Raw genomic sequence first — 22,808 nt, forward strand, 5'->3', positions numbered from 1 at the left:
GTTGATCATGCCGTTCCGCGGGCCGCCGCCACGGCGTCGGCCAATTGCTCCGCCGTTACGTCTGCCACGTCTGTTTCGCCGACGCCGGTCGCGCCGGTCGCGCCGTCGGGGCCCTGCGCGTCTCGTACGGTGAGCCGGTAGTCCGTACCGGAGGTGGCCAGCGCGTCCACCCAGCGGCCGCCGGGGTGGCCGCAGCGCCGCTCGCAGCCGGAGAAGTACACCGGCGGCGCGTCGGCGTCAGGGGAGCGGGGAGCGCCCGCCACCGCGCGCTCCGCGTGGGCGCGCACATCGGCCAGGGACTTGGCGCAGCCCGGCCGTCCCGTGCACGCGCCGACCCCGGTCCACGGGGAGTCCGGATCGGTCACCAGCCCCGCGTCGGCCACCTCCCGTGACGCGTGCGCCGCGCCGTCCGCGGTGAAGCCCGGGAGCACCACGCCGCGCCAGGGTGTCACACGCAGCGCGTCCGACCCGTCCCGGGAGGCGAGCCCGGCCAGCAGCCGCCACTGCGCGGCGCCGACCCGGCCCAGAGGTACGAGGACGGACACGGCGTGCCACCCGTCCGGCCCGGACACGACGCCCGGCGCGGGCGGCGCGCCCGGCGTGCCACCCGGTCTGTCGTGTCCGATACGTACGGCTTCGGCACCCTCGTCCGCGAGCCGCGCCGCCAAGCCGTCGGCGGTCACGGCGTGTTGCGCGGGCAGTTCGCGCACCCGCCACGCCCGCGTACCGCTCGCCCGGGCCCTGGCCAGGAACTCCACGGCGGCCAGCGCGGCGGCGCGCGGCGCGTCCCGCGCCGACACCTCCAGCGCGAACCCCGTGTCCGACACGCCGGACGCGCCGGGGCCCACCCGTAGCACCGCTCCGCCGTCGCGCGTTGCGATCAATGTCACATCCGCGCCCAACGCGGCCACATCGCCGCGGCCGTCGTCCATCGCGAACAGGAAACGGCCCGACAAGCCGGACAACTCTTCCCACTCACCTGCACACAGCGCGGCGTCCAACTCCCGCGCCCACGCCGTGACATCGCCGTATCCGGCGCCGTCCAGGCCGCTCAGCGGGGAGGCCACGATGTTGCGCACCCGGTCGTACCGGTCGGAGGGGAGCAGTCCGGCCTCCCGCAGACCGGCCGCCAGCTCGCCGCCGCATGCCGCGTCCAGGCCGCGGATCTGGAGATTGCCCCGCGAGGTGAGGCCCAGCCGGCCGTCCCCCAGCTCCTCGCTCGCCCGCGCCAGCACCCGCGCCTGACCTGCCGTCAGTAGCCCGCCCGGTATCCGGATGCGGGCCAGCGAGCCGTCGTCCGCGGGGTGCAGCCGCAGCGCGCCGGGGCAGGCGTCATCGCGACCGCGCGCCCGCCGCGAGGGCGCTTGAGAGGGCGCTTCGTTCGCAAGTGGGACGGTTGTCGGGGGGAGGGACATGGCGGCGAGCATACCGACGTCCGGTCGGCCCTCACTGTCCCGTGCCAGGTCAGCAACGCCTACTATGCTCTGCGGCGGGCCATGTGGCCCGCTGGACGCACAAGACGGCGTCAAGGGGAGGAAACCGGTGCGAATCCGGTGCGGTCCCGCCACTGTGAGCACGGCAGCCCGCCGTGCGAGCCAGGAACTCCCGCCGTCTTCCCACCCGCCGGGGCGCGGACCCCGAGGAAGGCGCTGAGCCATGATTCTGCTGCTGTCGACCTCCGACACCGACCTGCTCAGTGCCCGTGCGGCCACGGGCCCGGTGCCGTACCGTCTCGCCAACCCGGCGCGGCTCGCGCTCGACGATCTGCCCGGGCTCCTCGACGGTGCCGAACTCGTCGTCGTGCGGCTGCTCGGTGGCGTCCGCGCCTGGGAGGAGGGCCTCGAAACCCTGCTCGCGGGCGACCTCCCCGTCGTCGTCCTCACCGGTGAACAGGCTCCCGACGCCCAGCTCATGGAGGCGTCCACGGTCCCCGTGGGGATCGCCGCCGAGGCGCACGCCTACCTCGCGCACGGCGGCCCCGCCAATCTGGGCCAGCTGGCCCGGTTCCTGTCCGACACCGTGCTGCTGACCGGCCACGGCTTCGAACCGCCCGCCCCCGCCCCCACCTGGGGGCCGCTGGAGCGCAGCGCGCGCGAGGACGTCACCGGCCCGACGATCGCCCTGCTCTACTACCGGGCCCACCACATGAGCGGCAACACCGCCTTCGTGGAGGCGCTCTGCCAGGCCGTCGAGGACGCCGGAGGACGCCCGCTGCCGCTGTTCGTCGCCTCCCTCCGGGCCCCCGAGCCCGAGCTGATCGAGGCACTCGGCGCGGCCGACGCCGTCGTCACCACCGTGCTCGCCGCGGGCGGCACCCGCCCCGCCGAGGCGTCGGCGGGCGGCGACGACGAGGCGTGGGACGCGGGCGCGCTCGCCGCGCTCGACGTCCCCGTGCTCCAGGCGCTGTGCCTGACCTCGTCGCGCCGCGCGTGGGAGGAGAACGACGAGGGTCTGTCGCCGCTGGACGCCGCGACCCAGGTCGCCGTCCCGGAGTTCGACGGGCGGCTGATCACCGTGCCGTTCTCCTTCAAGGAGGTCGACGAGGACGGTCTGCCGGTCTACGCCGCCGACCCCGAGCGCGCCGCGCGTGTCGCCGGAATCGCGGTACGACACGCCCGGCTCCGGCACATACCGGCGGCCGACAAGCGCCTCGCGCTCGTCCTGTCCGCGTACCCCACCAAGCACTCCCGGATCGGCAACGCGGTCGGCCTCGACACCCCCGCCAGCGCCGTCGCCCTGCTGCGCCGACTGCGCGCCGAAGGGTACGACTTCGGCCCCGAGGACGGCGAGGGTTCCCTCCCGGGCCTGGTCTCCGGCGTCGGCGACGAACTGATCTACGCCCTCATCGAGGCGGGCGGCCACGACCAGGACTGGCTCACCGAGGAGCAGCTGGCCAAGAACCCGGTCCGTATCCCCGCCGCCGATTACCGCCGCTGGTACGCCACGCTGCCGCGGGAGCTGCGCGACGCGGTCGAGGAGCACTGGGGCCCGCCGCCCGGCGAGATGTTCGTGGACACCAGCCGCGACCCCGAGGGCGAGATCGTCCTCGCCGCGCTGCGCCACGGCAACCTCCTGGTCGTCATCCAGCCGCCGCGCGGCTTCGGCGAGAACCCCATCGCCATCTACCACGACCCGGACCTGCCGCCCTCGCACCACTACCTGGCCGCCTACCGCTGGATGGCGACCCCCGAGGCCGACGGCGGCTTCGGCGCCGACGCCATGGTGCACCTGGGCAAGCACGGCAACCTGGAGTGGCTGCCGGGCAAGAACGCGGGCCTGTCCGCCGCCTGCGGCCCCGACGCCGCGCTCGGCGACCTGCCGCTGATCTACCCCTTCCTGGTCAACGACCCCGGCGAGGGCACCCAGGCCAAGCGCCGCGTCCACGCCACCCTCGTCGACCACCTCGTACCGCCGATGGCGCGCGCCGACTCGTACGGCGACATCGCCCGGCTGGAACAGCTGCTGGACGAGTACGCCGCCATCTCCGCCATGGACCCGGCCAAGCTCCCCGCCATCCGCGCCCAGATCTGGACCCTCATCCAGGCCGCCCGGCTCGACCACGACCTGGGTCTCGAGGAGCGGCCCGACGACGAGGGCTTCGACGACTTCCTGCTGCACGTCGACGGCTGGCTGTGCGAGGTCAAGGACGCCCAGATCCGCGACGGTCTGCACGTCCTCGGCGGCGCGCCGACCGGACCCGAGCGCGTCAACCTCGTGCTGGCCATCCTGCGCGCCCGTCAGATCTGGGGCGGTACGTCGGCGCTCCCCGGGCTGCGCGAGGCGCTGGGCCTGGACGAGTCGGCCGCCACCCGCTCGAACGCGGACGAGGCCGAGGAGCGCGCCCGCGCCCTCGTCCAGGCGATGGAGGACGCGGACTGGGTCCCGGAGGCCGCCGAGAAGGCCGCCCTGGACCTGCCCGAGGCCCAGCGGGCCGCCGTCACCGCGATCCTGGAGTTCGCCGCCCGTGAGGTGGTGCCGCGCCTCGCCGCCACGACCGACGAGATCGATCACGCCGTCCACGCGCTGAGCGGTGGCTTCGTCCCGGCCGGGCCGTCCGGATCGCCGCTGCGGGGACTGGTCAACGTCCTGCCGACCGGTCGCAACTTCTACTCCGTCGACCCCAAGGCCGTGCCCAGCCGGCTCGCCTGGGAGACCGGCCAGGCGCTCGCCGATTCGCTGCTCGAGCGCTACCGCGCCGACAACGACGGCCAGTACCCGCGGTCGGTCGGCCTGTCGCTGTGGGGCACGAGCGCCATGCGCACCTCCGGCGACGACGTGGCCGAGGCGCTGGCGCTGATGGGCATCCGCCCGGTGTGGGACGACGCGTCGCGGCGCGTGACGGGGCTCGAGCCCGTGCCCGCCGACCAGTTGGGCCGCCCGCGCGTCGATGTCACGCTGCGCATCAGCGGTTTCTTCCGCGACGCCTTCCCGCACGTGGTCGGGCTGCTGGACGACGCCGTACGGCTCGCCGCGTCCCTGGACGAGGCCGACGACGTCAACTACGTACGCGCCCACACCCGCGCCGACCTCGCCGAGCACGGCGACGAGCGCCGCGCCACCACCCGCATCTTCGGCTCCCGGCCGGGGACGTACGGCGCGGGCCTGCTCCAGCTCATCGACAGCCGCGACTGGCGCACCGACGCCGACCTCGCCGAGGTCTACACGGTGTGGGGCGGCTACGCCTACGGCCGCGGTCTCGAGGGCCGTCCGGCGCGCGAGGAGATGGAGAGCGCGTACCGCAGGATCGCGGTCGCGGCGAAGAACACCGACACGCGCGAGCACGACATCGCCGACTCGGACGACTACTTCCAGTACCACGGTGGGATGGTCGCCACCGTGCGCGCCCTGAAGGGCACCGCCCCGGCCGCGTACATCGGCGACTCCACCCGCCCGGAGACGGTGCGTACCCGCACCCTGCACGAGGAGACCTCGCGGGTCTTCCGGGCCCGGGTGGTCAACCCGCGCTGGATCGAGGCGATGCGCCGGCACGGCTACAAGGGCGCCTTCGAGCTGGCCGCCACCGTCGACTACCTCTTCGGCTACGACGCCACCACGGGCGTGGTCGCCGACTGGATGTACGACAAGCTGGCCCAGACCTATCTGCTCGACCCGGAGAACCGCGCGTTCCTGGAGGAGGCCAACCCCTGGGCGCTGCACGGCATGGCCGAGCGGCTGCTGGAGGCCGAGAGCCGGGGCTTGTGGGAGCAGCCGGACCCGGAGGTGCTGGAGCGGGTCCGGGAGCTGTTCCTGGAGACCGAGGGCGGCCTGGAGGGCGGGGACGACTGATCCTCCGGATCCTCCGGATCTCCCGAGCGTCGGACGGGCGGCGGCTCAGCCCGCGGAGGACTGTGCCGCCGGCCGGGTCGCCGCCCGGATCCGGTCCGGCCAGGGCGGGCAGTTGACCAGTTCGGTCCACTCGCGGTCGTACGCCCCGGGCACCGCCCGCCCCGCGGACGACCAGCGCTCGACCAGCGCCGCGTAGATCGGTACGGAGCTCGACTGGTGAAGCGTCTGGTGAACCGTTCCGCCGCCTTCGGTGCTCCGGTCCAGCGCTCTGCTCGGCTGCGAGAGAGAACGGCGTCGCATCGTCGTCGTCATGTTCGGCCAACGCGCCGCGCCCCGCGGGGTCACCTCCTTCGCGCCGACCTCACCCGCACCGGCGTGGCCTCGTACACATCAGCGACCCGTGGATATCGGCCACTCGTGTGGCGCCCGCCCGGGTGACGCCCCCTCCGGAGCCCGGTGCCCCGCGTATTTCCCCCGGCGTGACAATGAAAAGCGTTGCCGAATTCATGAGGCAATGCCATCTGATAACCGTGTCCATTGCAGCCTTTGGAGAATTCTCCGACGTGCTGTTCAATTGCGGCTGTCCCTGAAGCGATCCGAGGAGGAGCGGGTGGGAGCCCATACGCACGGACACGATGAGGGTCACGGCGGGCACGCGCACGGTGTGGCGGAGAACGCCGACCGCCGGTGGCTGTCCATCGCTCTCGCGCTGATCACGGGTTTCATGCTGGTGGAGGTCGTGATCGGGGTGATCGCGCGTTCGGTGGCGCTGCTGTCCGACGCGGCACATATGCTCACCGACGCCGCCTCGATCGTCCTCGCGCTCATCGCGATCCGGCTTTCGGCCCGGCCCGCCCGCGGCGGCTATACCTATGGGCTCAAGCGGTCTGAAATTCTTTCCGCGCAGGCCAATGGGCTTTCCCTGCTGCTGCTCGGCGCATACCTCGGATTCGAATCGGTGGAGCGGCTGATCGATCCGCCCGAGGTGACCGGTGGTCTGGTGCTGGCCGTCGCGCTCGCCGGGATCGTGGTGAACATCGCGGCGGCCTGGTGCATGTCGAAGGCGAACCGCTCCTCGCTGAACATCGAAGGCGCCTTCCAGCATGTGCTGAACGACCTCTACGCCTTCATCGCCACCGCGATCGCCGGACTGGTCGTGGTGACCACCGGCTTCGCCCGGGCCGACGCGATCGCCGGTCTCATCGTGGTCGTCCTCATGATCAAGGCGGGCGTGGAACTGCTGCGTGCCTCCGGGCGCGTCCTGCTGGAGGCGGCTCCCGCCGGGGTCGAGCCGGACGAGATCGGGAGCCTGCTGGCCTCCCACGCCGAGGTGGCCGAGGTGCACGATCTGCACGTCTGGCAGATCACCTCGGGTGAGGTGTCGCTGTCCGCCCATGTGCTGGTCGCTGCGGAGGGCGACTGCCACGCGGTGCGGGAGGGGCTGGAGGAGGTGCTGCGCGAGGAGTACGGCATCACCCACACCACGCTCCAGGTGGACCACCTCGACACCCTGACGCCCCGGCCGCGGGCGGACGGGGACGAGCACCGGCGCGCGGACGAACCGCTCGTCGAGCACTGCTTGACCGCCCACGGCCCGGTCCACCGGGCATCCGCGCACGACCACTGACGGAACCGCTGCGCAAGGGGCCCGGGCGCGGAGTTCCGCACCCGGGCCCCAGCGGTGTCACCGGCCGCGGAGCCGCGGTCCGCGGAACCTCAGCCGGCGGTGCCGGTGACGGACACGGCCGCCGCCGAGACGGTCAGCTCCCGCTCCGCCACATGCTCCAGCTCGGCCTGCCGGGCGGCCTCCCGGGCGGCGAAGGGGCACTGCCAGTCGGCCGGCTTGGGGCGGCCCGAGTACCGGCGGGTCTCGGACAGCTCCTCGTACTCGTACAGGTTGGGGTTGATGTCCCCCTGCAGCTGGATGTCCTGCTTGCGGATCTTCTCCGCGAGCCGGTCCCACATCCCGGCGCCCTTGATCCGGTCGAACTGTTCGTGGGAGTTGAAGGCCAGCATCGGGAAGGGCGGCCTGCGGCCGAACCGGCGGTGGGTCTCATGCAGGCCGATCACGAAGAAGGGATGGCCGGCCACGCTGAACGCGAACTCCGGGGACTGCGGATCGGACGAATAGCCCTCCGCCCAATGATGGAAATCCGCGTCCTGCTCATGGAGCAGTTGCAGCTGTTGCCAGAGGAGCTCTTCGAACCGCAGCTCATCGACCCCGCGCGGTTGCTCGAAGGTCGCGATGAAACTCGTGAACGTCCGGGCGCTCCAGTCCGCCGAACTCACGAACTCCGCGAGATCGAGCGCCAGCAGCCGGGCGGAATCCTCGCCCCCCAGCAGGTCATAGTGGCGGTGAGTGATGCCTCCCCGGCGCCAGGCGGAACGCCCCGCCAGGCACGCGAACCGTTCCCCGAGGATGAACTCCTCGACTTCACCACGCGCATCCACCGTCATGGCCAGCCTTTCTTCCACCTACGTGCCTCCTCGCAGCAGGTCATCTCCTTCACGCATCCGAAAGCGCCCACCCCTCACCGGCGGTACCCGGAAGGACCGAGTCCGCTGGAGGACGGGGAAGGTCACCTGGAGATTGTGACGGGCCGAGGCCAATCAACGAAATTCGTGGCGAGCTTCGTGCCGTAGAAATCGCCCACGCGGGGATGTTCGTGGCGAACAGTCGCCGGATAACGGTCGTTTCAGGCGGCGGCCGGGGCGGCCGACGGCTTGAACACGACGGTCAGAAGCGACTTCGCGAGCTGCGCGAGCAGCGCTTCCAGAGCCATGCGGGCCAGCTTGGCCAGGACGGTCGTCAGAATGTCGGCCATGGGGTTACCTCACTGGACGGAACAGTTCTTTACGGAGGCGAGCACCGGAAGCTAGGCATCCGCTTCCATTTCCGTAGCCTGATCCGAGTGGGCAAGCAGGCGGCGCACGCAGGGTAAAAATCGGGTGAACTCGGGTGAACCACGACAAGCCCCCGGTGGGCCTGATTCCCTAAAACGCGCAGGGTACCGGCCGCGAGAACAGCAGCCGCGGCGCGGCGGCGGCGCCCAGGGTCGCCCCGGCCGAGCACACGCCCACCACCGTCCAGGCCATCGGCCCCAGCGGCGTGCAGCCGAAGAAGTGGCTGACCACCGGCGTCTCGATGACGGCGAACAGGGCGGCCGCCGATGCCACGCCGGTGACCAGCACCAGCGGGCTGTGCCAGTCGGTGATGAACGTCTGGCCCAGCTGGGTGCCGACCAGCGCGGCGAGCCCCATGGTGCTCGCCCGCCGGGCCCGGCCCGTCATCCGCCCGCACGTCCACGCCGCCGCCGCGCCCAGCGCGGTGGCGGTGCCGCGCACGGCAAGGATCCGGCCGAGGTCGGACCCGAGCAGCGCGGGGGAGGGGCCGCCGGCCAGCGGATCCTCCCCGGCCGTGTCGTCCCGGGCCCTGGCCAGGGCGACGGCGAGCGCGGGCAGCATGTCGGTGAGCAGATTGACCAGCAGCAGCTGACGGGTGCCCAGCGGCGCCCGGCCCGCGATCGCCGCGCCCAGTACGGTGAAGGCGACCTCGCCCGCGTTGCCGCCGACCAGGATCGCCACCGCGTCCCGCACGCTGCGCCACAGCGACCGGCCCTCCCGCAGCGCGTCGAGGATCCGGGTCGGGTCCGGATCGGTGAGGACCAGGTCCGCCGCGGCCCGGGCCGAGGTCGAGCCATGGGCCGAGAGCCCGATGCCCACGTCCGCGAGGCGGATCGCGGCCGCGTCGTTGACCCCGTCCCCGGTCATGGCCACCACCCGCCCGGCCTGCCGCAGCGCCTGGACGATACGGACCTTGTGCTCGGGCGAGACCCGGGCGAAGACGGTGGTCCGGGAGATCCGCTCGACCCGCTCCTTCTCCGGCAGGGTGTCCAGCTCCGCGCCGGTGAGCACCGGGCCGGAATCGGGGATGCCCAGCTCACGGGCGATGGCGGCGGCCGTGGTCGGATGATCGCCGGTGATCATGGCGATGCTCACCCCGGCGTCGGTCAGCCGCTTGACGGTCTCCGCGGCGCCCGGCCGCGTGGTGTCGGCGATGGCGATGAAGCCGAGCAGGGTCAGCCCCCGGGCCAGCTCGGCCAGGCTCGCCCCCGGCGTGTCGGGCGGCTCGGCCGTATCGGGCAGGGCCTCGGCCACCGCCAGGACGCGCAGCCCGTCGGAGGCCAGGGAGTACAGCAGCCGCTCGGTGGAGCGCAGCCGCTCGGGGGTCAGCGGTACGGTGCCGCATGTCGCCACCGGGCCCAGGGCGGAGACGCACCGGGCGAGCACGATCTCGGGTGCTCCCTTGACGGCGAGTCGCGGCCGCCCGGACTCGGTGCCCAGACACGCCGAGAACCCGCGGCTCGCCTCGAAGAACAGCTCGGACACCGGCCGCCAGGCGTCGTCCGCGTCGCAGTGCACGGCCGCCGCGTCGACCACGGCCTGGTCGGTGGCGTGGGCCAGCGCCCGGCCGCCGTCGGGGCCGGGACAGGCCCGCGCCGCGGTGCGCAGCAGCCGGCGGCCCAGGGGGCCGCCGATCGGCAGGTCGTGATCGTAGGCCGCCACCCGGGACACGGACAGCCGCCCCTCGGTCAGCGTGCCGGTCTTGTCGAAGCACACCGTGTCGACCCGGCCCAGCGCCTCCAGCACCCGCGGCGAGCGGGTCAGCACCCCGCGGCGTCCCAGCCGGCGCGCCGCGGCGGACTGCGCCACGGTGGCCACCAGCGGCAGCCCCTCGGGCACGGCGGCCACCGCGACCGCCACCCCGGTGGCCAGCGCCTCGCGCACCGGCGTCCCGTGCAGCAGTCCCAGCAGGGTGACAGCGGCGCCGCCGAGCCCGGTGGCGGGCAGCGCGATCCTGGTCAGCGCGGCGAGCCGGCCCTCGATGCCGAGGGGAGCGGTGGCGCGCCCGGCCAGTGCGGCGGCGCGTCCCGCCTCCGTCTGCGATCCGGCGGCCACGACCACCGCGTAGCCGGTCCCGGCCAGCACGGTGCACCCCTGGTAGACGATGCAGGATCGGTCCGCCAGATCCGCGCCGGGCGTGGCGGCGGGGTCCTTGGCGACCGGCCCCGACTCGCCGGTGAGCCCGGCCTCGTCCAGCTCCATCCGGTCGCTCACCAGCAACCGGGCGTCGGCCGGTACGACGTCCGAGGGCCGCAGCGCGATGATGTCGCCGACCGTCAGGTCCTCGGCGGGCACGCGCCGCGCCGGGGCCGTGGCCAGCCCGGTGAAGAACGCCTCGCGGTCCACCGCCATCCCGTCCGCCAGGGACATCGTGGGCGCCCAGTCGACCAGCCGGGCGTGCCGCTGCTCGCTCAGCAGCAGCCCGCGCAGCGAGCGGTCGGCCCGCAGCCGCTGCGCGCCGCTGATCACCGCGTTGCCCGCCATGACGCCGGCGACCAGCAGGGAGTCCACCCCGGACCCCACCGCCGCGGACGCCGCGGCGCCCAGCGCCAGCACGGGGGTGAGCGGATCGCGCAGCTCCTCGCGCACCGCGCCGACCAGCGCCGTGGCGTCCCGGGTCAGCGCGCCGACGGGAGAGGCGGCGACGCCCGCGGCCCCGGCCCGTACGACCATCCCCGCGGCCTTGCGCACCGGGCGCATCCCGGCCGCCCACACCGGGCGTGTCGCCGCCTCGGCCCCCTCGAAGTGCGACACGCCGGAGGCCGACGGCTCCGTCCGGTACTCCTGGAACGTGCGGGTCACGCTCAGCGTCTCCCGCGCCCCCAGCGTGTGCCAGTTGCCGCGGACTCGCTCCGCCGGCAGCGGGCGGCGCCGCACCCGGCGCGCCGCGCCGATCCCCCCGAGCACGGCCAGGAAGGCCGCGCTGTAGACCGGGGAGGTCACGAACCCGACCGCCGTGGGCCGGGTGCCCGCGGCGGCGATGAGCGCGCCGAGCGCGGAGCCGCCCATCGACAGCCGGGCCGATCGGTGGCTGACCCCGCGCGCGTCCTCCATCGCCCGCAGTACGCGCCATGCCTGGGCGAGCCCGGGGCCGCAGAGCAGATCCGCCGACCAGCACACCCGTGCCTCGCCGCGCCGTACGACGCCGATGCCGAGGTCGGCCGCGCCCAGCGCCTGGTCCTCCTCGGCGCTGATCAGCAACACGCCGTTGCCGTCGGTCTGCAGCCGCCGCACCCGGTCGAGCAGCGGCGTGTCGCGGGCGAGCAGCTCGTCCGCCCAGGGGGCGATCTCCTCCGCGCTCGCGTGCTCGGTGAGCACCAGCCGGTCCGTGCCGACGCGGGCGGCGGCCACCACGGCGTCGGCCAGCGGGTCGAGTTCGCAGCCGACGCGGACCCGCGCCTGCCGCCGCCCGTGCGGGTCGCACAGGTCCACGGTCATCGCCGTCGGACTCGAAGGGTGTGCCGCGGGGACGTCGTCCGGCCGCTCCAGCCGCCAGGCGCCGCGGGTCCAGGGGCCCCCGCCGGAGAGTTCCGGCAGCGAGCGGCGGTCCAGGACGGACTGCGCGGCGCTCCACGCCCCGGCCTCGTCCAGGTCGCCGACGGTGACCACCGACAGCAGCCGCGGGCAGTGGGTGCACAGCACCCCCGAGTCGATCAGGACCGCCGAGATCCGGTCCAGCAGCCGCAGCGCGGCGCCGTTCATGGGCACCACGCCCTCGCGGGCCAGGGCGTCGCCCAGCCGGGCGGCGAACGCCTCGCGGCCCGCGGCGGCGGCCCTCGGCACGGTGGCCAGGATCGCCTCCGCGGCCCGCGCCGGGTCCCGCCTCCAGGCCAGCAGCCCGCCCGCCCCGATCAGGGACGCGAGGGAGGTGCGGTCGACACAGGTCTCGATCGGTCCGGCGGGCAGCGGCGCCGGGCGCGGAGCGGCGGGACGCGAGCGCGGCGGCAGCCCGTCGGAGCCGGGCACCAGAGCGGGTTCGCGGAGCTGCCACACGGCCTGCCGGCCGCGGATCTCGGCGAGTTGCAGGAGGCGCTGCAGCGCGTCCAGGGCCAGCGGGACCTCCCCCCCTGGTCAGCGCGTGTACCGCCGCGTTCGACACGCCGAGCAGCAGGGTGGCGTGGGCGTGGCCGAGCCGGGACTCCAGCAGGCCGCGCAGCCGCGGCTGGATCTCGGCCATCACCACCGGGAGCCGCAGCGCGGGGGTGAGCGCGGGCAGCAGCGTCACGCGCCGGACCGTGGCCGTCACCAGGCCCACGCAGTCGGCGACGAGGGCGGTGGCGGCCAGCGTGGCGGGGGCGGTGTCGTACGGCGGATACGGGCGATCGCCGGGGAAGGAGTCCGTGTCGCTCCCGTGCGCCTTCTCGATGTGCTCGATCAGCTCCAACACATCGTCGGCGCCGAGATGGTCCTCGTCGTAGTCGATCAGCACCTGGCCCACGGCCGCGTTCACCTCGGCCCAGTTGACGCCGTGCAGGCGGCGCAGCGCGGCCGTCAGATGCCCGGCCAGCCGGTCATGCGCCTCCCCGTGCCCGGTGAGCCCCCGCACCTCCACATGCGCCCGGCCCGCCCGCGCCCACACCCTGCGGCGGGTGCGCCGCTCACCGGTGTCCCGCAGCACGTGGGCGGCGTCCGCGAGGCGCAGCCGCACCCCGCTGATGCTGCGGCCCGGCAGGGAGACGAGATCGGACAGCATCGCAAATGGCAGCACCGGCCGCGCTCCCTCGGTCGCCGAAAGTCCCAAATGGCAGTACATTTACCTAATTACCCGAAAAAGAAACAAAAGGGGCGGCCAGAAGGAGGAAGGCGTGAGCGCAGCCACGACATCCAAGACGACCGACACCCGCAAGGCAGGGCGGTCCCGCGCGAAGAACGGCGACCGCACCGTCACGTTCACCGTTCCGCGCGCCGCGATGGCCACGGCGAACGTCGCCGCGATGCCGATCAAGACCGCGCGGCGGGTGCTGCCCGCCAAGGGCGGGCTTCCGCTCTACGTCGGCCTCGGCGCGATGGGCATCGCGGGCGTACTGGAATGGCCGATCGCGGTGGGCGTCGGCCTCGGCTACGCCGTCCTGCGCAACCCGCCGCCGGGAGCCGAGACGCCGAACGTGAAGGGCGCGGCCGCGTAACGCCGTTCCCCGACGTCGTCACCGGCCCGGCGGGCCCATCTCCTCCAGCCGGACCGGCGGCAGGAACTCGCCGATCAGGGTGCGATGCCACCACCCGCCACCGGCGCGCCGCTCCCGCCGGGTGGTGAAGCGGTAGAGGTACAGCCGGGCCCGGATGTGCGTGGGCGGCGCGTCCGGGAAGGGGGAGGCGCGCAGCAGCTTCAGCGTGGCCCGGTCGTTGACCAGCAGCTTGCCGACGAGCGGGGTGAACCACGACCCGGCGTACGCCGAGGAGATCCCGGCGAACCACATCATCCAGTCCAGCCGCAGGTGGTACGGCGCGAACTGACGCGGCATCCTGCGCACATCGCCCGGCTTGCCCCGGAACTCGTACTCCTTCCACACGGTGTCCGGGGTGAGCACGGATTCGTCGGTGCCCTCGATCACCACCTCCTGCCGGCTGCGGTTGACGCTGCCGAAGGCCCCGTAGGTGTTGACCAGATGGAGTGGGTTGAAGGAGTAGTTCATCAGCTGGCGGCCCGAGAGGAGATTGCGGGCGGGCCAGTAGCTGAGCACCACGACGAGGACGAAGGCCGCCGCCACCAGGACCTCGTACCAGACCGGGGGAGCGGCGAGCGGGGGCGGCGCCGGCAGCGGCAGCACCTCGGCGGCCATCCGCCCGTCGACCGCGGAGAGGGCCAGCAGGATGGTCGCCCAGTTCAGCCAGGAGAAGTTGCCGGAGGCCACCAGCCACAGCTGGGTGACCACGATGATGCCCGCGGCCACGCTCGCGACGGGCTGCGGGGTGAACAGGGCCAGCGGGACGACCAGCTGGGCCACGTGGTTGGCCGCCGTCTCCACCCGGTGCAGCGGCTTCGGCAGATGGTGGAAGTACCAGCTCAGCGGGGAGGGCATCGGCTGGGTCTCATGGTGGTAGTACAGACAGGTCAGATCGCGCCAGCAGCGGTCCCCGCGCATCTTGATGAGCCCGGCGCCGAACTCCAGCCGGAACAGCAGCCAGCGCAGCAGCCAAAGAATCAGGACAGGCGGGCCCGTGCGCTCGTTTCCCAGGAACACGGCCAGGAAACCGGCCTCCAGCAGCAGCGACTCCCAGCCGAAGCCGTACCACACCTGCCCCACGTTGACGATCGACAGATACAGCAGCCACAGCACCAGCCACGCCGCCATCGCGGCCCACAGCGGCACCTCGTCGGCGGCCCCCGCCAGCACGGCGGCGGCCAGCGCGGCGCCGAGCCAGGTCAGGGCGGTGAAGAAGCGGTCGGAGTAGTGCAGATGGAAGAGGCTGGGCGAGCGGCGGAACGGCACCCGCGCGAGGAACCGGGGCACCGGGGTGAGTCCCCGTTCGCCGATCAGGGCCCGGCCCTGGGTGGCCGCCGTCAGGAAGGCGATCAGGTAGATGGCGGCCAGCCCCCGTTGGAAGACCAGCCGGCTCAGCCAGTAGCCGGATGAGGTGAACCACTCCATAAGGGCTGCTCCCTGGGCCTGTTGCCGCCGCGGCCTGCGGCTATCCGTACCACCTTCGGCGAGTGCCCGCAGCGCGGCGGAGCATTCGGGGCCCGGTGGGGCGCCTGAACCGGTTCAGGCCCGCCGCCCCGGTGGCGGCGCCGTGGCCGACAGCGTCGGATGCGTCAGCCGGCACAGCTGGGAGTCGTCCCATGCCGGCAGCGACACATCCGCCGGGACCGCGAGCCCCATTTCGGCCGCCACCGACAGCCCGGCCACCGCCATGATGTCGTTGTCGTAGATGATCGCCGTCGGCCGGTCGCCCGAGGCCAGCAGGGCACGGGTGGCCCGCGCGCCCTCCTCGCCGGAGAAGTCCGTGGCCACCGTGCGCCCGGCCCCGAGTCCCAATGCGCCCAAGTTGGCCTCGAAGGCCGCCGTACGCACGGTGCTGTGACCGAGCGCCGGCACGCCGCCCACCCGGGCGATCCGGCGGTGGCCGAGGGCCGCCGGATAGCGCACCGCCTCGCCCGCCGCCGTCACGGCGTCCGTCCACACCGAGGTGAGCCCGCCCGCCAGGGACGGATGTCCGGCGGCGACGGCGGGCAGTCCGAGCCGCCGCAGCGCGGGGACGCGCGGATCGCGTTAGCGCAGGTCGACCAGGATCGAGCCGCCCACCTGCCGCCCGCGCCACCACGCCTCCTGGACCGCGATCTCCTCCTCGACGTCCCGCACCAGCCGCAGCAGCAACGAGCAGGAGCGCTCGACCAGCACGCGAGCGGGCGAGAGATGGGGTGCCCAGCCCAGGTCGCGGGCGGCCGCGAAGATGCGGTCCCGGGTGGCGGGGGAGACCCCGGGCCGGTCGTTGAAGGCGAGGGAGACCGCGCCCTTGGAGACTCCGGCGCGCGCGGCCACGTCCCGTATGGTGACGCGCCGCCCCCCGGTCCGACCCGGCCTCGCTGTCCATGACCGCCCCCGTGTCCGGCCCGGGTGAACCGCCACACGATATCGCGGTGGTGAACCGGTCCAGCGGGCCGCGGCGGCGGTCAGCGAGCGGGCGGCGGCGGGGCTCCGCGTGCGTCGGCGCCCTCGCGTACGCCGACGTCGGCGGGACGGAGCCGCCGGAGCGTCCGGCGCAGCGCGGCCAGGTCGAGCAGCCCCGGCGGCACCGGCAGCCGGTGCCACGGCACACAGCGGTCGACCAGGCCGAAGGCCAGGCGCGCCCCGGCCCGCACCGGCGCCCCGAGGAGGGTGCCGCGCGGCGGCGGCGCGGCGGCCGCGCACAGCCCGAGACGGTGCGCGGCGGCCGCCTCGTACGCCGCCTTGCGGGCCCGGTTGAGGTTGCCCAGCGGCCGGAACTCCTCCGTGGTGTGCCACGGGTTGAACGCGAGCTGCTCGACCCGGTGGGCCGCCGCCCGCGCCTCGGCGGTGTCGAGATCCTGGCGGGGTACGGTCAGCAGCGCCACCGGGACGACGGGCGCGTCGCCCTCCCGCCACTCCACCGAGCCGTCCTCGACCGGGGTGCGGCGCTCGTCCGCGTAGCGCTGCACGCACAGCTCGAAGCACACATCGCCGGTGGCCAGCCGCATCGTCAGCTCATGGCGGAGGTAGTCCGGGTCGGAGCTGTCGGGGAACGGCGCGGGGGTGCCGCCGGGGGCCGGGCGCAGCTGGTAGCGCACGGGCCCGGCCGCGCCCCACAGGATCGCGCCCCGGCTCCAGAAGGTCTCGCGGGCCAGCGAGCCGACCGCGTAACGGGTGGCGGTGTGCACGTTGCGGCGCATCCGGTCGGCGGCCCCCCAGCCGACGGCCAGCGGCAGCCTGACGAAGAGCCCGAACGCCCTCTCGACGGTGGTGTCCGCGCCCGCCGTGGCCTTGGCGAAGGCCACGAACTCCCGTGCGTCGGCGGCGTGCGACACCGGGAAGCTGGTGGCCAGCAGATCGTGGCTCTCCCCGGGGGCGGCCTGGACCCGGACCGCCATCCCGCGCAGATCGGGAGTGGCGTCGTGGCGCTCGGTGCCGCTCTCGTTGGACAGCCGCACCACGGCCGGATAGGTGGCGCCCGGCCGGGCGTACCCCACGCACAGCTCGGGCGGAAGGCTGTCGTGGAAGCGCAGCCGCGCGTTCTCCACGCCGAGCGCCGCCTTCGCGTGGAACGTGCGCAGCAGCTGGGCGGCGCCCGACGCCTGCTGGTGCGCCCGCTGGACGCCCAGCAGCTCGCGCGCCAGCTTGTCGAAGAGCAGCCGTTCGGCCTCGGGGCTGCCCCCTTCGTACGCCTCATGGGCCTCGTACGGCTCGTACTGCGGTACGGACCGCTCACGCTGTCCGGTGTCGGGCATGGGGACTCTCCGTGCGGGGCAATGAGATGTATGGGGCAAACAAGGCATCAAGCGTGTAGAGGGATAAGAGAGACAGTAGGGGAGGGGGTCGCACCCCGCAGCCCGGAGTGGTACGGGGGAGGGGCGAGGGCGGCCGGGCGCGCGCCGGCCGGTGCCGCGGCACACTGGTGGCATGCCGGAGCTGCCCGAGGTGGAGGCCCTCGCCGGAATCCTGGCCGACCGCGCCGTGGGCCGGGAGATCGCCCGCGTCCTGCCCGTCGCGGTGAGCGTGCTGAAGACGTACGACCCGCCGCTGACCAGCCTCGAAGGCCGCACCGTCACCGCGGCCGGCCGCCACGGCAAGTTCCTCGACCTGGCCACCGACGGCCCCCACCTGGTGATCCACCTCGCCCGGGCGGGCTGGCTGCGCTGGAAGGACGGGCTGCCCGAGGCCCCGCCGCGCCCCGGCCGGGGCCCGCTGGCGCTGCGGCTGCTGCTCTCCGGACCGGAGCGCTCCGGCTTCGACCTCACCGAGGCGGGCTCCCGCAAGGGGCTGGCCGTGTACTGCGTGGGCGACCCCGGCGAGGTGCCGGGCATCGCCCGCCTCGGCCCCGACCCGCTCGACGCCTCCTTCACCCCGGAGGCGTTCGCCGGGCTGCTGCGCGGCGTACGCCACCGGATCAAGGGGGTGCTCCGCGACCAGAGCGTCATCGCCGGGATCGGGAACGCCTACTCCGACGAGATCCTGCACGCCGCCCGCATGTCGCCCTACCGGCTCGCCTCGGACCTCACCGAGGAGGAGATCACCGTTCTGTACGAGGTGATGGGCGCCACCCTGCGCGACGCCGTCGAACGCTCCCAGGGCCTCGCGGCCGGGGACCTCAAGGCGGAGAAGCGCGGCGGGATGCGGGTGCACGGCCGCACCGGCGAGCCCTGCCCGGTGTGCGGCGACACCGTCCGCGAGGTGTCCTTCAAGGACTCCTCGCTCCAGTACTGCCCCACCTGCCAGACCGGCGGCAAACCGCTCGCCGACCGCCGGATGTCGCGGCTGCTCAAATAGGCCCGCACGCAGGGGCCCGCTCGCACCGGCCCGCCGCGCATAGCACTGCCGTACCGGCCTTGGCGAACCCTCCCCGGGACCCGCGTCCGGGCCCTATGGTGCTGTCACCTTTTACCGACCCTCTGTCACGGAGCACCATGACCAAGGCTCTGATCATCGGTGGCGGCATCGCCGGTACGGTCACCGCGATGGCCCTGCACAAGGCGGGTATCGACGCGGTCGTCCACGAGGCGTACCCTCCGGACGCCACCGACACGGGCGGTGCGTTCCTCGTCGTCGCGAACAACGGCCTGGAGGCGCTGCGCACCATCGACGCCCACGAACCGGTCCTGGAGCACGCCTTTCCGGCCACCCGCGTCGAGTTCATCAGCAACACCGGCAAACGGCTCGGCGACAAGCCGATGGCCGGTGTGCGGGACGGCGGCCTCGGGGCGGTCACGATCAGGCGCGCCACACTGGCCCGGGTGCTGCGCGAGGAGGCGGGGCGCCGCGGCGTGCGCATCGAGTACGGCAAGCGGCTGCTGGCCGCCCAGACCGGCCCGGACGGCCGCGTCGTGGGGTCCTTCGCGGACGGCGGCCGGGCCGTGGGCGACGTCCTGATCGGCGCCGACGGAATCCACTCCCTCATCCGCCGGACCATCGACGCGGGCGCGCCCCGGCCCCGCTACACCGGACAGCACACGGTGTGCGGCTACACCCGCGACGCCACCGCGCCGCCCGCCCCGGACACCTACACGATGGTCTTCGGCAAGCAGGCGTTCTTCGGCTGCACCGCGGCGCCCGACGGCGAGGTGTGGTGGTTCTCCAACGCGCCGGCGGCCGAACTGTCCAAGGCGGAGCTGGCCGCCGTCACCCCCGGGCAGTGGCGGGAGCGGCTGACGGAGCTGTTCGCCGAGGACCAGACCCCGGCCGCCGACATCGTCCGCGCCACCGGCGAGAGCATCGTCGCCACCGCCGCGTACGACCTCGTCTCCACCCCCATCTGGTCCGAGGAGGGCATGGTCATCGTGGGGGACGCGGCCCACGCCTGTGCGCCCAACGCCGCCCAGGGCGCCTCGATGGCCATCGAGGACGGCGTGGTGCTGGCCAAGTGCCTGCGCGATCTGCCCGGCCCGCGGTCGGCGTTCGCCGCGTACGAGGGGCTGCGCCGCGAACGGGTCGAGAAGGTGGCCGCGAACAGCGCGGGGCTGGCCCGCCGCAACGCCCCCGGGCCGGTCAAGCGGGCCCTGCGGGACGCCACGATGCCCCGCAGGCTCGACCGCGCGGGCAGCACCGGCGACGACTGGCTGACCGGCTACCGCATCGACTGGGACGAGCCGGTCCGCGCATAACAGGCCGGATTGTCCACCGGGCCGAGGCCGGCCGCCACCCCAGGTTTGGCCTCGGCCTGTACGGGCACTTGGAGCGCTCTGCCCTCGTCACGCCCGGGAGTTCCGTGTGAGCCCAGTACGCATCGTGATCGTGGGGGCCGGCTTCGCCGGCTACCAGGCCGCCCGCACGCTGTCGCGCTCGTTGCGGCGCGCGGCGGAGATCGTCCTGATCAACCCCAACGACTACTTTCTGTATCTGCCGCTCCTCCCCGAGGTGGCCGCCGGTGTCCTGGAGCCCCGCCGGGTGTCGGTGTCCCTCACCGGCACCCTGCCGCACGTCCGGCTGGTGCTGGGCAACGTCGACTCCGTCGACCTCACCGGCCGCCGGGTCACGTGGACCGACCCCGAGGGAAGCCGCGGCGAAATGGGCTACGACCGGCTCGTCCTGGCGGTCGGCAGCGTCAACAAGCTGCTGCCCATCCCGGGCGTCGCCGAGCACGCGCACGGCTTCCGCGGCATGCCCGAGGCCCTGTACCTGCGGGACCACGTCACCCGCCAGATCGAGATGGCGGGCAACGCAGACGACCCCCGCGAGCGGGCCGCGCGCCGCACCTTCGTCGTCGTGGGCGCCGGATACACCGGAACCGAAGTCGCGGCCCACGGCGCGCTGTTCACCGACGCGCTCGCCCGGCGGAACACCGCGCTGCGCAACGGGCCCAAGCCCCGCTGGATGCTGCTCGACGTGGCCAAGCGGGTGCTGCCCGGCCTCGAGACACGGCTGTCGCGTACCGCGGACCGGGTGCTGCGGCGGCGCGGGGTGGACGTACGGCTGGGCACCTCGGTGAAGGAGGCCACCTCGGACGGGGTGCTGCTCGACGACGGCGAGTTCATCGACACCCGGTCGCTGATCTGGTGCGTGGGCGTACGCCCCGACCCGCTGGTGAAGGACCTCGGGCTGGCCACCGAACAGGGACGGCTGCGGGTCGACCAGTACCTGACCGTGCCCGGCCATCCGGAGGTGCTGGCCTGCGGGGACGCCGCCGCGGTGCCGGATCTGACCCGGCCGGGCGAGTTCACGGCGATGACCGCGCAGCACGCGCAGCGCCAGGGCAAGGTGGCGGCCCACAACATCCTCGCCTCCCTCGGGCGCGGTGCCCCGCGCCCGTACAAACACCACGACCTGGGGTTCACGGTCGACCTCGGCGGGGTACAGGCGGCGGCGGATCCGCTGCACATCCCGCTGGCCGGCCCCGCGGCCAACGCGGTCACCCGCGGCTACCACCTGATGGCCATGCCCGGCAACCGGGTCCGGGTGGCCGCCGACTGGCTGCTGGACGCGGCGCTGCCGCCGCAGGCGGTGCAGTTCGGCCTGGTGCCGTCCTGGTCGGTGCCGCTGGACACCGAATCACCCGAGGTCGCGCGGCACAGCCACGGCTGAACCGCCCGAAGGCCGAGCCGCCGGAAGGCTGAGCCGCTGGAAAACCTGGAAGGAGAACAATGCGACACGAACAGCTCAGCGAGCTCGGGCAGCAGCTCCGGGTGGACTCCGTGCGGTCCTCGTCAGCCGCCGGATCCGGCCACCCCACGTCGTCGATGTCGGCGGCGGACCTGATGGCCGTCCTCATGGGCAACCATCTGCGCTATGACTTCGAAAAGCCGGAGCACCCGGGCAACGACCACCTGATCTTCTCCAAGGGGCACGCCTCGCCGCTGCTGTACTCGGTCTACAAGGCGGCCGGTGCCCTCAAGGACGAGGAACTGCTCACCTTCCGCAAGCTGGGCAGCCGGCTGGAGGGCCACCCCACCCCCGAACTGCCCTGGGTGGACGTGGCCACCGGATCGCTCGGCCAGGGGCTGCCCTACGGCGTCGGCATGGCGCTGGCCGGAAAGCGGCTCGACCATGTCTCCAGCCGGGTCTGGGTGCTGTGCGGGGACAGCGAGATGGCCGAGGGCTCGGTGTGGGAGGCATTCGAGCACGCGGGCCACGAACGGCTCGACAATCTCACCGCCATCATCGACGTCAACCGGCTCGGCCAGCGCGGACCCACCCGCCACCAGTGGGACCTCGACGCCTACGCCCGCCGCATCCGCGCCTTCGACTGGCACACCATCGAGGTCGACGGGCACGACATCGAAGCGATCGACCGCGCCTACGGCGAGGCGACGTCGACCGTCGGCCGCCCCACCGCCATCATCGCCCGCACCCAGAAGGGCCGCGGCGTCGCCTCCGTGGAGAACCACGAGGGCATGCACGGCAAGCCGCTGAAGGACCCCGAGGAGGCCATCGCCGAACTCGGCGGCGTACGGAACATGGCGGTGCCGGTGCTCGGCCCGCCCGCGGAGCAGCCCACCCGGCCCGCGTCCGAAGGCCCGCTGAGCCTGCCGCGCTTCAACACCGGTGACACCGTCCCCACCCGCGACGCGTTCGGCGAGGCGCTGGCCGCCGTCGGCACCGCACGCGGCGATGTGGTGGCGCTCGACGGCGAGGTGGGCGACTCGACCCGGCTGGAGTACTTCCACAAGGAACACCCCGAGCGCTACTTCGAGTTCTACATCGCCGAACAGCAGATGGTGGCGGCCGCGGTGGGCATGCAGACGCGCGGCTGGAACCCGTACGCCTGCACCTTCTCCGCCTTCCTCACCCGCGCCTACGACTTCGTCCGGATGGCCTCCGTCAGCCGCGCGAACCTCAACCTGATCGGCTCGCACGCCGGGGTCGCCATCGGCCAGGACGGGCCCTCGCAGATGGGCCTGGAGGACCTGGCGGCGATGAGGGCGGTGCACGGCAGCACCGTGCTCTACCCGTGCGACGCCAACCAGACGGCCCAGCTGACCGCCACCATGGCCGAGCTGTCGGGCATCCGCTACCTGCGCACCTCGCGCGGCGGAACGCCCGTCATCTACCCGTCCTCCGAGCGCTTCCCCATCGGCGGATCGAAGATCCTGCGCGCCACCGAGAGCGACCGCGTCACCCTCGTCGCGGCGGGAGTCACCGTCCACGAGGCCATCGCCGCCGCCGACCGGCTCGCCCAGGACGGCATCTCCGCCCGCGTCATCGACCTGTACTCGCTCAAGCCGGTCGACGCCGAGGCGCTGCGCACCGCCGCCGAGGTGACGGGCCGTCTGATCACCATCGAGGACCACCACCCCGAGGGCGGTGTGGGCGATGCCGTCCAGGGTGCCTTCGCCGACGGCAGCCCGGCGCCCCGCATCGTGCGGCTCGCCGTACGGAACATGCCGGTGTCCGGCACCCCGGCCGAGCAGCTGAACCAGGCCGGGATCGACGCCGAGGCGATCACCGCGGCGGCCCGCGAACTCATCGCCGCCTGAGCCGTCCTGAGGAGGGACGAACCCCAACCCACCCCAG

General features: G+C 73.6%; 14 protein-coding genes, 1 pseudogene and 1 riboswitch. Of the genes and pseudogenes, 7 read left to right on the forward strand and 8 right to left on the reverse strand.

Going from position 1 to position 22,808, the window contains the following annotated elements; translation table 11 throughout:
• Positions 1 to 5 precede the first annotated feature (5 nt).
• Positions 6 to 1,415 (reverse strand): precorrin-3B synthase, encoded by a 1,410-nt coding sequence (cobG, locus tag ACH4SI_RS18885; protein WP_398296882.1) that lies wholly within the window; start codon positions 1,413 to 1,415, stop codon positions 6 to 8.
• A gap of 88 nt (positions 1,416 to 1,503) precedes the next feature.
• Positions 1,504 to 1,628, forward strand: a riboswitch (cobalamin riboswitch).
• A gap of 28 nt (positions 1,629 to 1,656) precedes the next feature.
• Here cobG and cobN point away from each other — a divergent pair.
• The gene (cobN, locus tag ACH4SI_RS18890) at positions 1,657 to 5,286 is read left to right on the forward strand and encodes a cobaltochelatase subunit CobN (protein WP_398296883.1); all 3,630 of its coding nucleotides are present in this window, start codon (positions 1,657 to 1,659) and stop codon (positions 5,284 to 5,286) included.
• A 45-nt stretch (positions 5,287 to 5,331) separates the two neighbouring features.
• Here cobN and ACH4SI_RS18895 read toward each other — a convergent pair whose 3' ends face one another.
• Complete coding sequence (locus ACH4SI_RS18895; RefSeq protein WP_398296884.1) at positions 5,332 to 5,586, reverse strand: hypothetical protein; 255 nt, start codon at positions 5,584 to 5,586, stop codon at positions 5,332 to 5,334.
• A 310-nt stretch (positions 5,587 to 5,896) separates the two neighbouring features.
• On the opposite strand from ACH4SI_RS18895, the gene ACH4SI_RS18900 reads away from it, so the two are divergent.
• Positions 5,897 to 6,913, forward strand: coding sequence for a cation diffusion facilitator family transporter (locus ACH4SI_RS18900; protein WP_398296885.1), 1,017 nt, complete (start codon positions 5,897 to 5,899; stop codon positions 6,911 to 6,913).
• A gap of 89 nt (positions 6,914 to 7,002) precedes the next feature.
• Here ACH4SI_RS18900 and gntA read toward each other — a convergent pair whose 3' ends face one another.
• The 3 genes from gntA to ACH4SI_RS18915 form a co-directional block, all read right to left on the reverse strand.
• Positions 7,003 to 7,761 (reverse strand): guanitoxin biosynthesis heme-dependent pre-guanitoxin N-hydroxylase GntA, encoded by a 759-nt coding sequence (gntA, locus tag ACH4SI_RS18905; protein ID WP_398296886.1) that lies wholly within the window; start codon positions 7,759 to 7,761, stop codon positions 7,003 to 7,005.
• 221 nt (positions 7,762 to 7,982) lie between these two features.
• On the reverse strand, positions 7,983 to 8,111 hold the full coding sequence (locus ACH4SI_RS18910) for a hypothetical protein (protein ID WP_398296887.1): 129 nt from the start codon (positions 8,109 to 8,111) through the stop codon (positions 7,983 to 7,985).
• A 169-nt stretch (positions 8,112 to 8,280) separates the two neighbouring features.
• Positions 8,281 to 12,156: an HAD-IC family P-type ATPase gene (locus ACH4SI_RS18915; RefSeq protein WP_398296888.1), complete on the reverse strand. Its 3,876-nt coding sequence runs from the start codon at positions 12,154 to 12,156 to the stop codon at positions 8,281 to 8,283.
• An 839-nt stretch (positions 12,157 to 12,995) separates the two neighbouring features.
• On the opposite strand from ACH4SI_RS18915, the gene ACH4SI_RS18920 reads away from it, so the two are divergent.
• On the forward strand, positions 12,996 to 13,316 hold the full coding sequence (locus ACH4SI_RS18920) for a hypothetical protein (RefSeq protein ID WP_398296889.1): 321 nt from the start codon (positions 12,996 to 12,998) through the stop codon (positions 13,314 to 13,316).
• A gap of 18 nt (positions 13,317 to 13,334) precedes the next feature.
• Here the strand turns inward: ACH4SI_RS18920 and ACH4SI_RS18925 are convergent, their stop codons facing one another.
• The 3 genes and pseudogenes from ACH4SI_RS18925 to ACH4SI_RS18935 all read right to left on the reverse strand — a co-directional run bounded on the left by ACH4SI_RS18925 (position 13,335) and on the right by ACH4SI_RS18935 (position 17,092).
• The gene (locus ACH4SI_RS18925; RefSeq protein ID WP_398296890.1) at positions 13,335 to 14,780 is read right to left on the reverse strand and encodes a lipase maturation factor family protein; all 1,446 of its coding nucleotides are present in this window, start codon (positions 14,778 to 14,780) and stop codon (positions 13,335 to 13,337) included.
• A 144-nt stretch (positions 14,781 to 14,924) separates the two neighbouring features.
• Positions 14,925 to 15,680, reverse strand: a pseudogene (locus tag ACH4SI_RS18930) (LacI family DNA-binding transcriptional regulator); the annotation flags it as partial.
• Between the two features lie 122 nt (positions 15,681 to 15,802).
• Entirely contained in the window at positions 15,803 to 17,092 is a 1,290-nt protein-coding gene (locus ACH4SI_RS18935) for a hypothetical protein (protein WP_398296891.1), read from the reverse strand.
• 172 nt (positions 17,093 to 17,264) lie between these two features.
• Here ACH4SI_RS18935 and ACH4SI_RS18940 point away from each other — a divergent pair, with 172 nt between their 5' ends.
• The 4 genes from ACH4SI_RS18940 to ACH4SI_RS18955 all read left to right on the forward strand — a co-directional run bounded on the left by ACH4SI_RS18940 (position 17,265) and on the right by ACH4SI_RS18955 (position 22,771).
• A complete protein-coding gene (locus tag ACH4SI_RS18940; protein ID WP_398296893.1) occupies positions 17,265 to 18,131 on the forward strand; it encodes an Fpg/Nei family DNA glycosylase in 867 nt (288 codons plus the stop codon).
• Between the two features lie 137 nt (positions 18,132 to 18,268).
• The gene (locus ACH4SI_RS18945; protein WP_398296895.1) at positions 18,269 to 19,462 is read left to right on the forward strand and encodes an FAD-dependent monooxygenase; all 1,194 of its coding nucleotides are present in this window, start codon (positions 18,269 to 18,271) and stop codon (positions 19,460 to 19,462) included.
• A 106-nt stretch (positions 19,463 to 19,568) separates the two neighbouring features.
• The gene (locus ACH4SI_RS18950) at positions 19,569 to 20,879 is read left to right on the forward strand and encodes an NAD(P)/FAD-dependent oxidoreductase (RefSeq protein WP_398296897.1); all 1,311 of its coding nucleotides are present in this window, start codon (positions 19,569 to 19,571) and stop codon (positions 20,877 to 20,879) included.
• A 59-nt stretch (positions 20,880 to 20,938) separates the two neighbouring features.
• Entirely contained in the window at positions 20,939 to 22,771 is a 1,833-nt protein-coding gene (locus ACH4SI_RS18955) for a transketolase (protein WP_398296899.1), read from the forward strand.
• Positions 22,772 to 22,808 lie beyond the last annotated feature (37 nt).

Source organism: Streptomyces sp. NPDC021212 (genome assembly GCF_044332925.1).
Lineage (GTDB): Bacteria > Actinomycetota > Actinomycetes > Streptomycetales > Streptomycetaceae > Streptomyces.

Bases quoted from the DNA above. Each gene is read 5' to 3' on its own strand.
- cobG (WP_398296882.1), bottom strand. From the start codon at position 1,415: ATGTCCCTCCCCCCGACAACCGTCCCACTTGCGAACGAAGCGCCCTCT.
- cobN (WP_398296883.1), top strand. From the start codon at position 1,657: ATGATTCTGCTGCTGTCGACCTCCGACACCGACCTGCTCAGTGCCCGT.
- ACH4SI_RS18895 (WP_398296884.1), bottom strand. From the start codon at position 5,586: ATGCGACGCCGTTCTCTCTCGCAGCCGAGCAGAGCGCTGGACCGGAGC.
- ACH4SI_RS18910 (WP_398296887.1), bottom strand. From the start codon at position 8,111: ATGGCCGACATTCTGACGACCGTCCTGGCCAAGCTGGCCCGCATGGCT.
- ACH4SI_RS18925 (WP_398296890.1), bottom strand. From the start codon at position 14,780: ATGGAGTGGTTCACCTCATCCGGCTACTGGCTGAGCCGGCTGGTCTTC.
- ACH4SI_RS18935 (WP_398296891.1), bottom strand. From the start codon at position 17,092: ATGCCCGACACCGGACAGCGTGAGCGGTCCGTACCGCAGTACGAGCCG.
- ACH4SI_RS18940 (WP_398296893.1), top strand. From the start codon at position 17,265: ATGCCGGAGCTGCCCGAGGTGGAGGCCCTCGCCGGAATCCTGGCCGAC.
- ACH4SI_RS18945 (WP_398296895.1), top strand. From the start codon at position 18,269: ATGACCAAGGCTCTGATCATCGGTGGCGGCATCGCCGGTACGGTCACC.
- ACH4SI_RS18955 (WP_398296899.1), top strand. From the start codon at position 20,939: ATGCGACACGAACAGCTCAGCGAGCTCGGGCAGCAGCTCCGGGTGGAC.